Origin of the sequence: Lactococcus formosensis (assembly GCF_018403745.1) — a bacterium.
In the GTDB taxonomy this organism is placed as follows: domain Bacteria; phylum Bacillota; class Bacilli; order Lactobacillales; family Streptococcaceae; genus Lactococcus; species Lactococcus formosensis.
The window spans coordinates 256,082-270,450 of record NZ_BOVP01000001.1 but is presented as its reverse complement, the minus strand read 5'-3'; the positions used below and the strand labels follow the sequence as shown (position 1 = coordinate 270,450).

8 protein-coding genes are annotated in these 14,369 nt (G+C 40.0%); 7 read left to right on the top strand and 1 reads right to left on the bottom strand.

Features of this window, described 5'->3' with window-relative positions; translation table 11 throughout:
• The first annotated feature begins 111 nt into the window (after positions 1-111).
• The 6 genes from KJS37_RS01340 (at position 112) to rpoC (ending at position 12,438) form a co-directional block, all read left to right on the top strand.
• Positions 112-480, top strand: a complete 369-nt coding sequence (locus tag KJS37_RS01340; protein WP_244851285.1) for a hypothetical protein — start codon at positions 112-114, stop codon at positions 478-480.
• A 111-nt stretch (positions 481-591) separates the two neighbouring features.
• Positions 592-2,310 carry a putative polysaccharide biosynthesis protein gene (locus KJS37_RS01335; protein WP_017368835.1) on the top strand — a complete coding sequence of 573 codons (1,719 nt, stop codon included), beginning with the start codon at positions 592-594 and terminating at the stop codon, positions 2,308-2,310.
• 98 nt (positions 2,311-2,408) lie between these two features.
• Positions 2,409-4,292 carry an endopeptidase PepO gene (gene pepO / locus KJS37_RS01330; RefSeq protein ID WP_213495552.1) on the top strand — a complete coding sequence of 628 codons (1,884 nt, stop codon included), beginning with the start codon at positions 2,409-2,411 and terminating at the stop codon, positions 4,290-4,292.
• Entirely contained in the window at positions 4,286-4,612 is a 327-nt protein-coding gene (locus KJS37_RS01325; protein WP_165711426.1) for an MGMT family protein, read from the top strand. The genes pepO and KJS37_RS01325 overlap by 7 nt, the downstream gene beginning before the upstream one ends.
• A 268-nt stretch (positions 4,613-4,880) precedes the next feature.
• Positions 4,881-8,471: a DNA-directed RNA polymerase subunit beta gene (gene rpoB / locus KJS37_RS01320; RefSeq protein ID WP_017368838.1), complete on the top strand. Its 3,591-nt coding sequence runs from the start codon at positions 4,881-4,883 to the stop codon at positions 8,469-8,471.
• 319 nt (positions 8,472-8,790) lie between these two features.
• A complete protein-coding gene (gene rpoC, locus KJS37_RS01315; RefSeq protein WP_017368839.1) occupies positions 8,791-12,438 on the top strand; it encodes a DNA-directed RNA polymerase subunit beta' in 3,648 nt (1,215 codons plus the stop codon).
• Positions 12,439-12,528: 90 nt separating this feature from the next.
• Here rpoC and KJS37_RS01310 read toward each other — a convergent pair whose 3' ends face one another.
• Positions 12,529-13,437 (bottom strand): diacylglycerol/lipid kinase family protein, encoded by a 909-nt coding sequence (locus tag KJS37_RS01310; protein ID WP_213495550.1) that lies wholly within the window; start codon positions 13,435-13,437, stop codon positions 12,529-12,531.
• Positions 13,438-13,684: 247 nt separating this feature from the next.
• On the opposite strand from KJS37_RS01310, the gene KJS37_RS01305 reads away from it, so the two are divergent.
• Positions 13,685-14,368 (top strand): adaptor protein MecA, encoded by a 684-nt coding sequence (locus KJS37_RS01305; protein WP_165713158.1) that lies wholly within the window; start codon positions 13,685-13,687, stop codon positions 14,366-14,368.
• The last annotated feature ends 1 nt before the right edge of the window (position 14,369 follow it).

Sequence of the window (14,369 nt, the reverse complement as noted above, 5' to 3'; positions counted from 1 at the left end):
GAGGAAAGTGTATTCACGAATTTGGATTCGCTTTTAGGGCTTCTTTTGATAATTCAGAGCAGTTTCATTCTGAATTACATTGGTATCTTCATCTTCCAAAACGTGGCATTCATGGAAAGAACAGCGGAGTTAAGCTATTACAAAAAACAACTGCCAAAAATTCAGACTCTTTCTTACCTGATGGCTTTATCTTTTTTTACTGTAGCTTTGTCCATGGATTTAACTGTAGTCCTGACAACGGTCTTCTTGATAGTGACGAATGCTGTAATCCGGGCTTATTTTGCCAGTGCTCGCATATTAAAGTTAATGGAGGTCGAACGACAGATAAAGGATTATCTTTTTGAAGGAATTTTGGGTTTTGCCTTCATTCTTCTGACAACTTGCTTTAATCGTTATACTGTGGCATTTTTTTCAATGCTTCTTTTGAGTCGAACATTCTGGAATTTTAAACGAATTGTAGATCACGATTCAAGTAAATAAACGTACACAACTACTCTATCTGAAATTTTCCCGTGGTATAGAGCTTGTCTATCCTAGATATGTTATAAACTTTTATTGTCAAAAAAGCCTACTTCATGGTAAAATAGAAAAATGAATAGTACAGAAATGACTGATAATCTCAGCATGGAAGAAAAGCTCCAGCAAATGGATGCAGAAACCAAGCGTAAAGAGATTCGAGACAATAAAGCAGCACAGCAAGATACAATGATGCGTGGGACCTTATGGTTTACACTAGCAGATATTTTATCTCGTCTTTTAGGTGCAATTTACATCATTCCGTGGTTTGCATGGATGGGAGAACATAATAATGAAGCGAATGCCCTTTTCTCAATGGGGTATAATATTTATGCACTTTTTCTTTTGATTTCAACTGCTGGTTTGCCTGTAGCTATTGCGCGTGAAGTAGCTCACTATAACGCGATGGGAGATGAAAATCTGAGTAACCGCTTAGTTCGTCAAATCTTTATTTTCATGGTTGGGCTTGGTGTTGTAGCAGCTGGTGTGATGTATATTGGTGCGCCCGCATTAGCAGTCATGTCTGGTGGGGGAGAAAACCTGACAGAGGTGATGCGCTCACTTTCTCTAGCCATTCTTATTTTCCCGGCTATGTCGGTCATTCGGGGATACTTCCAAGGTTTAAACGACATGAAGCCGATAGCATTGAGTCAGATTTATGAGCAAGTCGTCCGTGTAATCTGGATGTTGGTATTCACCTTTATGATTATGAAGCTTGGCTTTTCAGGTGGAGATTGGACACAAGCAGTTGTCCAGTCTACAACAGCGGCCTTTATCGGTATGCTCGGTTCTTGTGCTGTCTTGCTTTGGTATTTGATCAAAAACAATATGATCGGTAAGATCATTAATCCGGGCCCAAGTATTACAAAGATTAGTGCTTGGCGCCTGCTTTCACAAACAATCTATCAAGCTATTCCGTTTGTTGTTATTGGCTCAGCCATTCAAATCTTTAAAATTATTGACCAAGCGACCTTTGTTACGGTAATGCGTTGGGTATCAGACTATAGTGATACACAGCTTTTGGTTTTCTTCTCATACTTTTCTGCTAATACCGATAAGTTGACAATGATTCTCATTGGTGAAGCGATGACTTTAGGCGCTGTGGCCTTACCACTTATTGCTTCTAACTTTGTAAAGAAAAACTACAAAGAAACAGCGCATTTGATTTCTTATGATTTTCAACTGTTTGTGGCCTTTATGTTGCCTGCAGTCTTAGGAATGACGATTTTGGCTGCCCCAATCTATACACTTTTCTATGGTTCGGTAAACAGTTTACAGCTTGCACTCTTTATCTGGGCCGTCCTCCAAAGTTTCTTATTGGCCCTGTACACGATGGTTGCCCCAATCTTGCAAGCTTTGCATTATTCTAAGGTAGCGATGCGTTATTTCATTATCACATTGGTAATTAAATTGATTTTGCAAATACCATCAATTATGATTTTCCACTCTTATGGTCCACTTGTGGCAACAACGATTGCTTTTGGTTATGGAACATGGATTATCATTCGTAAGATTCATGAAGTTACAGGTTTCCGTGTGAAAAGTACATTAAAAGGAATCATTGGAATCTCGATTATTACAGCAATCATGGCTGTTGTTACATTTGTCCTTTATGGATTGATGTCGTTAATCTTACTTCCCCTTGCTCCTGGGCATTTCAAAGCTTTACTTGTAGTAGCTATAGCTGGAGGCGGTGGTTTCTTCACCTACATTTATATTGCAGCCAAGGCAGGTTTACTTGAAAAGTTAATGGGGAGCCGAGGTACAAGACTTCGTCAAAAACTTCATATTTAATAAAAATCTAAATAAAGCAAATTTCAGAATGCAGAGCTGTTCGGAAGTTTGCTTTTTCTTTTATGTTATAATATAAAAAACGTTTTCAGGAGGTTATAATGACACGAATACAAGATGATTTATTTGCAACAGTAAATGCCGAATGGCTTGAAAAGGCGCAGATACCAACTGATAAACCACGTATCTCTGCTTTTGATGAATTGGTATTAGAAAATGAAAAAAACTTAACAGCTGATTTGCAGCACATGTCTGTAGATCTTCCAGAAGATAATCCTGAACTGTTAGAAGCTATAAAGTTTTACAATAAAGCGGGGGATTGGGAAAGTCGTAATAAAAATGATTTCTCTGCCGTTATTAGAGAAATGGATAAGATAACAAGTCTTGATTCGTTCGAGGATTTTCGCACACATTTACTTGATTTAATTTTCCATTCACAAGCACCTTTGCCTTTCTCAATCAGCGTTGATGCAGATATGAAGGATGCAGTGCATCACTCTTTGGGCTTCACTGGTCCTGGGCTTATCTTGCCTGATACTACTTATTATGAAGAAAATCATCCTCGTAAAGCAGAACTGTTGAACTTTTGGCAAGAGAACTCCAAAGAAATATTAGAACATTTTGGGCAAAAAAATGCACAAGAAATCGCAGCTAAAGCTGTAGCTTTTGATAGTCTTTTGGTGGAATCAGCAAATACAGCAGAAGAATGGGCTAAATATGCGGAACTATACAATCCAATTCCTTTTAAAGAATTTGTAAAGCATTTAAAAAATATAGATTTTTATTCATTTATCAAAGGTTTGGTCAACACAGAACCTGAGAAAATAGTTGTCTTTGAAAATCGTTTTTATGATTCTTTTGACGAGATTATTAACGAAGAAAATTGGCCCCTGATTAAAGCTTGGATGCTGGTGAAAATCGCGCGTAAGGCAACCGGCTTACTTTCAGATGAATTACGACTTTTAGGGTCTGCATATGGACGTTTTTTATCGAATGTATCAGAGGCAAGGAGTCAAGAAAAACATCAACTCGATATAACGGAGAGTTATTTCAGTCAAGTGATTGGCCTTTATTACGGTCTAAAATATTTTGGAGAAGAAGCTAAGTCAGACGTTAAGCACATGACTTCTGAGATGATTAAAGTTTACCAAGAACGCTTAGATAAAAATGAATGGCTTAGTCGTGCAACGATTGATAAGGCTATTGAAAAATTGAGTGCAATTACTGTGTTCATAGGCTACCCGGACAAACTTCCAGAAATATATAGTCGTTTTAAAGTTGGAAATGGGAGTCTCTACGAAGATGCCTGTCATTTCGATGAATTGCTCACTGCACGTCACTATGAAAAATTTAGCGAAGAAGTTGATAAGAGCTTGTGGCATATGCCGGCTCATATGGTTAATGCTTATTATAGTCCCGACAGCAATACGATTGTTTTTCCAGCAGCTATCTTACAGGCACCCTTCTATAGTCTTGAACAGTCATCCAGTCAAAACTATGGCGGTATTGGTGCAGTAATTGCACATGAAATTTCGCATGCTTTTGACAATAACGGGGCGCAGTTTGACAAGTATGGTAACCTCAATAAATGGTGGACAGACAAAGATTATGAGGCTTTTGAAAAGAAACAAGAAGAAATGATTGCAGCTTTTGATGGCGTGGCGACCGAAGCTGGCCCAGCAAACGGTAAGTTGATTGTTTCAGAAAATATTGCCGACCAAGGAGGAATCACGGCAGCGATGACTGCTGCGCAAAAAGAAGAAGATGTTAATCTTACAGATTTCTTTAGCCAATGGGGTAAGATATGGCGTATGAAAGCCAGTATAGAATTTCAACAAATGCTTCTTTCAATGGATGTCCATGCTCCAGCGAAATTGCGTGCAAATATTCCACCGACAAACTTAGAAGAATTTTATCAGACATTTGATGTGCAAGAAAGTGATGGGATGTACCGCGCACCTGACCAACGTGTGAAAATATGGTAAAAGAATTTGCAGATCTTAAGCCAGAAACCCAGCGGATACTTCGGGAAATCAAAGCAGTTCCCTACGGGCAAGTGAGCTCCTACAGAGATATCGCACTGCGGGCAGGCCTTATAAATGGTGCGCGGCAAGTTGCAAGAGTGCTTCATGGTTTATCAGAGAGACATCGCTTACCCTGGTGGCGAATCATCAGATCGGATGGCACTATAGGCTTGCACGGTGAGGGACGTCTAGAACAAATTCGTTTGTTAAAATTAGAAGGTGTTGAAGTGTCGGACAAAGGCAAAGTTAGACCGAAAGAAAAGTATTTCAAAGGTGTTTAGACCTTGTAAATACAGTCGATAAATGATATAATATAGGGTAATGGTTTGTCGACAAATTCTGTGGGAAATATTGTCCCCACGGGTTTTGTAAGCAACGAAACGTCAAGTTTTCGTTGCTTTTTTGCCGTTTCTGAACTGTAAAAAATCTAAAAAGTAATGAAAAAGACAAACTACTGACTTTTCAGAATTTTTCATAAGAAACTTAAAAACGACAAATCTTGTATAACACATCCAGAAAAACTGGAAAAATAGAATGAGGAGAATCAACTTGGCAGGACATGACGTAAAATACGGTAAACACCGTACAAGACGCAGTTTTTCACGAATCAAAGAAGTAATTGGTTTGCCGAACTTGATCGAAGTTCAAACAGCAAGTTATCAAAACTTCCTTGACGAAGGTTTGGCTAACGTCTTCAAAGAAATGTTTCCAATTGACAACTTTGCGGGCACAATGGAGCTTGAATTTGTTGGATATGAAATGAAAGCCCCTAAATACACTGTGGATGAAGCCCGTGCTCACGATGCAAACTATTCTGCACCAATCCATGTGACTTTCCGCCTTGTAAATAAAGAAACAGGCGAATTGAAAACACAAGAAGTTTTCTTCGGTGATTTCCCACTTATGACTGAAATGGGTACATTCATCAACAACGGTTCTGAACGTTTGATCGTCAGCCAGTTGGTACGTAGCCCAGGTTCATACTTCCACCTTAAAACAGATAAAAATGGTTTGGAATCTTATGGTCATACAACTATTCCTAACCGTGGTGCGTGGTTTGAATTAGATACAGACGCTAAAGGTGTTGGTTATGTACGTATTGACCGTACACGTAAGTTGACATTTACAACAATGTTGCGTGCACTTGGTTTTGGTAGTGACGATGAAATCCTTGAACTTATGGGACCAAGTGAACTCCTCAATACAACATTGGGTAAAGATGTTCACAAAAACCCATCAGACACTCGTGTTGAAGAAGCGCTTAAAGACATCTATGATCGCCTCCGTCCTGGTGAACCTAAAACAGCGGACAGCTCTCGTGGACTTTTAATTGCACGTTTCTTCGACCCACGTCGTTACGACTTTGCACCTGTAGGTCGTTATAAATTTAATAAAAAACTTGCCCTTAAAAACCGTATCCTTGGTTTGACATTGGCAGAACCAATCGTTGATCCTGAAACAGGCGAAATTCTTGTTGAATCTGATACTCTCGTAACACGTGATGTATTGGATTCTATCGAAAATCTTTTGGATAATGGTCTCAATACAACAGTTTATCAACCATCTGACGATGCTGTTATCCCTGAACCAATTGAACTTCAAACATTGAAAGTTTACTCTCCAAAAGATCCAGAACGTGTCGTGACATTGATTTCTAACGGTCAAATTCCTGCTGAAAACCGTGTGTTGATGCCAGCAGATGTGATTGCTAATATCAACTACTGGTTAGGTCTTTCTGAAGGTATTGGTAAGGTTGACGATATCGACCACTTAGGAAACCGTCGTATCCGTTCAGTTGGTGAATTGCTTCAAAACCAAGTACGTATCGGTCTTTCACGTATGGAACGTGTTATCCGTGAACGTATGTCATCTTCTGAAAATGAAAATATGACACCTCAAGGATTGATTAACATTCGTCCTGTAACAGCTGCAATTAAAGAATTCTTTGGTTCTTCACAGTTGTCACAATTTATGGACCAACACAATCCTTTGTCAGAGCTTTCACACAAACGTCGTTTCTCTGCCTTAGGTCCTGGTGGTATCTCACGTGACCGTGCTTCATATGAAGTACGTGACGTTCACTACACTCACTATGGCCGTATGTGTCCGATTGAAACACCTGAGGGACCAAATATCGGGTTGATCAATAACTTGTCTTCTTATGCCAAAATCAATGAATATGGTTTCATCATGTCACCATACCGTCGTATTGATCGCGCAACAGGGACTGTTACAGATGAAGTTGAATACTTAACAGCTGACGAAGAAGACAACTATACAGTTGCCCAAGCTAACTCACCATTGACTGATGACAATAAATTTGTCAATGAAACAGTAATGGCCCGTCACGTTGGTAACAATATCGAAGTTGATGCTTCAACTGCAGATTACATGGACGTTTCACCTAAGCAGGTTATTGCCGTAGCTGCAGCTTGTATTCCTTTCTTGGAAAACGATGACTCCAACCGTGCCCTCATGGGTGCCAACATGCAACGTCAAGCCGTTCCATTGATTGATCCGCATGCACCTTGGATTGGTACAGGTATGGAACATCAAACAGCCCGTGACTCTGGTGCTGCTGTGATTGCTAAACATGATGGTACTGTTGAATATGTAGATGCTGACGAGATCCGTGTACGTCGTACATCAGGTGAGCTTGATATCTATAACATCATGAAATACCGTCGTTCAAACTCAGGGACTTCATATAACCAACGTCCACTTGCTGAACTTGGGGATAAGGTTGAAGCTGGCGATATCATCGGTGATGGCCCATCAATGGAAAATGGAGAAATGGCGCTCGGTCAAAACCCACTTGTGGCGTATATGACTTGGGAAGGTTATAACTTCGAGGATGCCATCATCATGTCTGAACGTTTGATCAAAGATGACGTTTATACATCTATTGCGATTGAAGAGTACGAGTCAGAAACACGCGATACAAAGCTTGGCCCTGAAGAAATCACACGCGAAATTCCAAATATTGGTGATGAAGCCCTTAAAAACTTGGACGAAGACGGTATTATCCGCATCGGTGCTGAGGTTGAAGATGGGGACTTGCTCGTCGGTAAAGTAACACCAAAAGGTGAAACTGATCCAACTCCTGAAGAACGCCTTCTTCGTGCTATCTTTGGTGAAAAAGCACGTGAAGTTCGTGATACATCACTCCGTGTGCCTCACGGTGGTGGCGGTATCGTTCACGATGTACGTGTATTCACACGTGAAAATGGTGATGAATTGCCATCAGGTGTGAACAAGTTGGTTCGTGTCTTCATCTCACAAAAACGTAAAATCCACGTTGGGGATAAGATGGCCGGTCGTCATGGTAACAAAGGTGTCGTTTCAAATATCGTTCCTATGGAAGATATGCCTTACTTACCAGATGGTACACCAATCGACATCATGTTGAATCCACTTGGTGTCCCTTCTCGTATGAATATCGGACAAGTTATGGAGCTCCACTTGGGTATGGCTGCCCGTACATTAGGTATACACATTGCATCACCAGTCTTCGACGGTGCGAGTGATGAAGATATCTGGGATACAGTTAAAGAAGCTGGAATGGCTGATGATGCCAAAACAGTCCTTTACGATGGCCGTACGGGTGAAGCCTTTGATAACCGTATTTCTGTCGGTGTCATGTACATGATCAAACTTCACCACATGGTTGATGATAAACTTCACGCACGTAGCGTTGGTCCTTACTCACTTGTTACACAACAACCGCTCGGTGGTAAAGCACAGTTCGGTGGACAACGTTTCGGGGAAATGGAAGTTTGGGCCCTTGAAGCTTATGGTGCGGCAAATGTCCTCCAAGAAATCTTGACATACAAGTCAGATGATGTTATTGGACGTACACGTGCTTATGAAGCTATTGTTAAGGGTGAACGTATTCCCAAACCAGGTCTTCCTGAATCATTCCGTGTCCTTGTAAAAGAATTACAAGCGCTTGGTATGGATCTTAAAGTCCTTGATGGTGAGAAAAATGTCCTTGATCTTCGTGAACTTGATGATGAAATTGAAGTTCGTCAAGAAAATATTGACATTACGCCAGAAATGCTTGAAGCTCAGGAGCAAATTGTTACTGAAGCAGTGGAAACTGAACAAGCATTGATTAGCGAAGCAAAAGAAGAAAAATAATTGTTCTTTTCTGTGAATACGAAGTTTATTTGGAATAAGAAATAGCTTTTCGGAATAAATTTAAGATAAAAACCTTTTAAGGTAAACCGCTGTGCAAGTGTGCTAGGCGGTAATGTAGAACTGTATTTTGATGGATAACTTCTATTTTAAAAATAAGTTCTACATTGCTGCCTAATGCACGAGTTTCTGTCTGCTAATTCAAGATTTGCGGGCAAAGTTGTGTTGAAAAAGACACAGCTAGCGGTCTTCACAGGAATGTTATGTCAACGGACAAACATTCAACAGAAAAGAAATAAATACAAAGAAAGTGGAGAAAACATTGGTCGATGTAAATAAATTTGAGAGCATGCGAATTGGTATCGCATCTCCACAAAAAATTCGTTACTGGTCATTTGGTGAAGTCAAAAAACCAGAAACCATCAACTATCGTACGCAAAAACCTGAACGCGAAGGTCTCTTCGATGAGCGTATCTTTGGTCCACAAAAGGACTGGGAATGTGCTTGTGGTAAGCTTAAAGGCGTTTTCTACAAAAACCAAGTCTGTGAACTCTGTGGTGTTCAAGTAACGACAGCTAAATCACGTCGTGAACGTATGGGACACATCGAGTTGGCAGCACCAACTTCACACATCTGGTATTTCAAAGGGATTCCATCACGTATGGGGCTAGCACTTGATATGAGTCCACGTGCTCTTGAAGAAGTTATTTACTTCGCAAGCTATGTCGTTATTGATCCTAAAGAAACAGATCTTGAAAAGAAACAACTTTTGACAGAACGTGAATATCGTGAACAACTTTTGAAAAATGGTTTTGGTTCATTTGTTGCAAAAATGGGTGCAGAAGCTATTCAAGATTTGCTTAACGATGTTGATATTGACGCAGAAGTTGCTGAACTTAAAGAAGAATTGAAAAATGTTAGCGGACAACGACGTGTGAAAATCATCCGTCGCTTGGATGTTTTAACAGCCTTCAAAAAATCTGGTAACAAATTAGCATGGATGGTGCTCAATGTCCTTCCAGTTATTCCACCAGATCTTCGTCCAATGGTTCAATTGGATGGTGGACGTTTTGCCACATCTGATTTGAATGATCTTTACCGTCGTGTTATCAACCGTAACAATCGTTTGAAACGTTTGATGGAGCTTAATGCCCCTAATATTATCGTCCAAAATGAAAAACGTATGTTGCAAGAAGCTGTTGATACATTGATTGACAATGGTCGTCGTGGTCGTCCAATCACAGGTGCCGGTAACCGTCCACTTAAATCTCTCAGCCATATGCTGAAAGGTAAACAAGGACGTTTCCGTCAAAACTTGTTGGGTAAACGTGTCGACTACTCTGGTCGTTCAGTTATTGCAGTTGGTCCAACACTTAAAATGTACCAATGTGGTGTCCCACGTGAAATGGCGATCGAACTCTTCAAACCATTCGTAATGTCTGAACTGGTTAAACGTGAAATGGCTGCCAACATCCGTGCGGCTAAACGTAAAGTTGAACGCCAAGATGCTGAAGTTTGGGATGTCCTTGAAGAAGTTGTTAAAGAACACCCTGTTCTCCTTAACCGCGCACCTACGCTTCACCGTTTAGGTATTCAAGCCTTTGAGCCAGTACTTATTGATGGTCGTGCAATGCGTTTGCACCCACTGGCTTGTGAAGCCTACAATGCCGACTTTGACGGTGACCAAATGGCGATTCACGTGCCATTGTCAGAAGAAGCGCAAGCTGAAGCACGTTTGCTGATGCTTGCTGCTGAACACATCCTTAACCCTAAAGATGGTAAACCAGTCGTTACACCTTCTCAAGATATGGTCTTGGGTAACTACTACTTGACAATGGAAGCAAAAGGACGTGAAGGAGAAGGTATGATCTTCTCTAATCCTGAAGAAGTTGAAATTGCAATGCGTAATGGTTATGTTCACTTACATACACGTATCGGTATTGCAACTCAATCAATGAATAAACCTTGGACAGAGTTCCAAAAAGGTAAAATCTTGATTACAACGGTTGGTAAAGTAATGTTTAACGCAATCATGCCAGAAGGGAATGAAATTTATCCAGAGGGTATGCCTTACTTGAACGAAAATACCGACGAGAATATCACTACTCAAACGGATGACCGTTTCTTTATGGAACCTGGTGAAGATATTCACAAACGTTTAGCTGAGATTGACACAGTATTGCCATTCAAGAAAAAACACTTGGGTAATATTATCGCTGAAGTCTTCAAACGTTATCGTACAACAACAACATCTGAGTTCCTTGACTTGCTCAAGAACTTAGGTTACCACCAATCAACATTGGCTGGTTTAACAGTTGGTATTGCGGATATCCCAGTGGTTCCTGAAAAAGCAGAAATCATTGGTGCAGCACACAAACGTGTAGAACAAATTACTAAACAATTCCGTCGTGGTTTGATTACTGATGATGAGCGCTACAATGCGGTTACTGATGTTTGGCGTGGTGCAAAAGATACACTTGAAAAACGCTTGATTGAAGAACAAGATTTGACTAACCCAATCGTTATGATGATGGACTCTGGTGCCCGTGGTAACATTTCCAACTTCTCACAATTGGCCGGTATGCGTGGTTTGATGGCTGCTCCTAACGGACGTATCATGGAATTGCCTATCATTTCTAACTTCCGAGAAGGTCTTTCTGTCTTGGAAATGTTCTTCTCAACTCACGGTGCGCGTAAAGGTATGACCGATACAGCCCTTAAGACTGCCGACTCTGGTTACCTTACACGTCGTTTGGTTGACGTCGCTCAAGACGTTATCATCCGCGAAGTCGACTGTGGTACAGACCGTGGACTCTTGATTTCTGATATTGCTACTGGTAAAGAAATGGTAGAACCATTGGTTGAACGTCTTGAAGGACGTTACACACGTAAAACAGTTGTACATCCAGAAACTGGTGAAGTAATTATTGGCGATGATCAATTGATTACAGAAGATATCGCGAAGCAAATCGTTGCTGCGGGTATCAAAGAAGTTACAATCCGTTCAGTATTTACATGTAAAACACCACATGGTGTATGTAAACACTGTTACGGTAAAAACTTGGCAACAGGTGAAGCCGTTGAAGTTGGTGAAGCTGTTGGTACAATCGCCGCTCAATCAATCGGTGAACCTGGTACACAGTTGACAATGCGTACATTCCACACGGGTGGTGTTGCGTCAAGCTCAGATATCACTCAAGGTTTGCCTCGTGTACAAGAAATCTTTGAAGCACGTAATCCTAAAGGGGAAGCAATCATTACCGAAGTTACTGGTACGGTTGAATCTATTGTGGAAGACGCTGCGACACGTACACGTGAAATCACAGTTAAAGGTAAAACAGATACACGTTCATACACAGTATCAATGGCCGATGTACTTATGGTTGAAGAAGGTGAATTTATCCACCGTGGTCACCAATTGATCCAAGGTTCAATTGAACCTAAGCACTTGCTCCAAGTACGTGATGCTTTATCTGTTGAAACTTACTTGCTCGGTGAAGTTCAAAAAACTTACCGTTCACAAGGGGTTGAAATCGGGGATAAACACATCGAAGTTATGGTTCGCCAAATGCTTCGTAAAGTCCGCGTAATGGATACTGGTGATGTTGATATCTTACCTGGTGGACTTATGGATATTTCTGACTTTGAAAAAATCAATGAAGAAGCTCTCCTTTCTGGTAAAACACCAGCTACAGCGCGTCCTGTACTTATGGGTATTACTAAAGCATCATTGGAAACAAATTCATTCTTGTCTGCCGCATCTTTCCAAGAAACTACACGTGTCTTGACTGATGCTGCAATCCACGGTAAAGAAGATCACTTACTCGGTCTTAAGGAAAATGTTATTATCGGTAAGATTATTCCTGCTGGTACAGGTATGTTCCGTTACCGTAATCTTGAACCGTTGTCAGATTTGTCAAATGCTCCTGAAGTAACTGTCTCAGAAACTGAAATTGAAGAAGTAAAATAAAATAAAAAATAGCGATGATGATATCGCTATTTTTTTGTAAAGAAAAACGGAAGAGAAACTCTTTTAAAGAGTTTCTCTTCCGTTTTATTATTAACAAATAATCTTGCGTTTTTCAGAAGTTAGAGTCAAAGTGTCGTTGGCTTGAATCGTGAAGGACTCTCCGTCAATTTGAACAGGCTGAACGGACTGTGAGGTTACTGCGGCTACTGTGGAAACACTATGGTGAAAAAGATTATTCTCTAAGTGTTTGCCTTTAAGCACACTAGGGATTAGCGAAAATATTTTGGGAATACCGTATCTGTCCAACTCGACCAAATGAATTTCTTGACTAAGATTAGTTGCTTCTGGTGCAATTTGAATACCGCCACCAAAATAAGGGTGCTTAGTAAAAGTTAGGAGAAAAGCATTATCAAATTTAAAAGCATTTTTCATGTTATAAACACTAATTTCAAAGGGGTTCTTGGTAAATAAAACATGAAGGGCAGTCAGAAAGTAAGAAAGTCTACCGAGCTTAAGGGAGTTCAAGATGGTTTTCATACGTCCCTCGTTAGTCGCCTTGACAATGGCTGCATCTAAACCGATTCCTACATTATTAAGCGCATAACCGGAGAATGATTGAGACTTATAGTGCATAACGTAAAAGTCTCTAGTCTTGTTGTGGCGAATATTCTTGAAGGCTTGAATAGGATCAAGAGAAAGCCCTAAGCTTCTGGCAAAGTCATTACCTGAACCTGAAGGGATATAGCCAAAGGAGAGGTCAACAGGTAAAGCATTGAGAGCCAAAGAAATGGTACCATCACCCCCTAAGATGATAAGCTGGTCATCTGTTGTTTTCTCTTCCAGGATTTTTTGGATAAAAGCTGCTTCTTGCCCAGTATGTTCGGTCGCAAAGAGTTTGTAAGAGAGGCCCTCTTTTTCGAGAAAAGGCAATAAAAGTTTCAATGAACGCTCCCCTTTGCGTGAGCCGGCATTGGGATTGGCAAGAATGTAATAAATCATATCACTATTTTATCAAAAAAATATATTTTAGAGGTAAATAACATAATAATTTCCAATGATACAAAAAATTTCGTAAGAGTAACAAAGGAGAAGAAAAAATTTTCTGATGAAATGGCAAAAAACGCGAACAGCCTTTTATATGTTATAATTAGAAGAAACAGTTAAATATAAGTAAAAATAATTCTGCAATGAAAATTAAAGGTTATGGTTTTCATTGGGAAGAATTAAGAATAATAGGTTAAAAAATATGCAATACGAAGAAATAAACGAAAAAACAATAAAGATTAGCCTAACCTTCCAAGATTTGGTTGATCATGATGTCAAACTCTCTGATTTTTTTACTAACCAATCAATGGTGGAAAATCTTTTTTATGAGTTGGTAGAAGAGCTAGGACTTGAGGAACGCTTCTCGTCAGGACTTTTAACCTTCCAAATTCAACCTTTCCCTAAAGGGGTGAATATTATTGTTACTGAAGAAAACATCGATATTGATCCCAATAATCTTCCAGATGATCCTGAAGAATTTGAGCAGCTCATGACGGATTTCTTTGGACGTGTGGAAGATTTAAAACAAAATGGCGGAGCAATGACAGATACAAGTACAACTGAAACTAAAGAAACACAAGTAGAAAACAAACCAGACCCAGATTTTGTCTTCTATTCCCTAGAATTTGAAAATATGTCTCAACTTTTGATGGCAGTAAAAAATGTTAAAATCGATGCAGAAGAGTCTGAACTTTATAGCTATCAAGACAAGTTTTACTTGATTATTTTAGATAATCAAAAATCAAAAGGAAAGACAGCTGTAAGTTCCATGCGTGCCCGAATGTTAGAGTACGGACAGGAAACGGTCAACAGTCGCGAAACACTACAAGAATATGGCGAGATATTGATCAACACTCGTGCTTTGGAAGTTCTCTCAAAAATTTAAG

What these genes read in the sequence shown, in the direction of transcription:
- KJS37_RS01310 (WP_213495550.1), bottom strand. Translation starts at nt 13,437, where the DNA reads ATGATTTATTACATTCTTGCCAATCCCAATGCCGGCTCACGCAAAGGG.
- KJS37_RS01325 (WP_165711426.1), top strand. Translation starts at nt 4,286, where the DNA reads ATGGTAAAAGAATTTGCAGATCTTAAGCCAGAAACCCAGCGGATACTT.
- KJS37_RS01305 (WP_165713158.1), top strand. Translation starts at nt 13,685, where the DNA reads ATGCAATACGAAGAAATAAACGAAAAAACAATAAAGATTAGCCTAACC.
- pepO (WP_213495552.1), top strand. Translation starts at nt 2,409, where the DNA reads ATGACACGAATACAAGATGATTTATTTGCAACAGTAAATGCCGAATGG.
- KJS37_RS01340 (WP_244851285.1), top strand. Translation starts at nt 112, where the DNA reads ATGGAAAGAACAGCGGAGTTAAGCTATTACAAAAAACAACTGCCAAAA.
- KJS37_RS01335 (WP_017368835.1), top strand. Translation starts at nt 592, where the DNA reads ATGAATAGTACAGAAATGACTGATAATCTCAGCATGGAAGAAAAGCTC.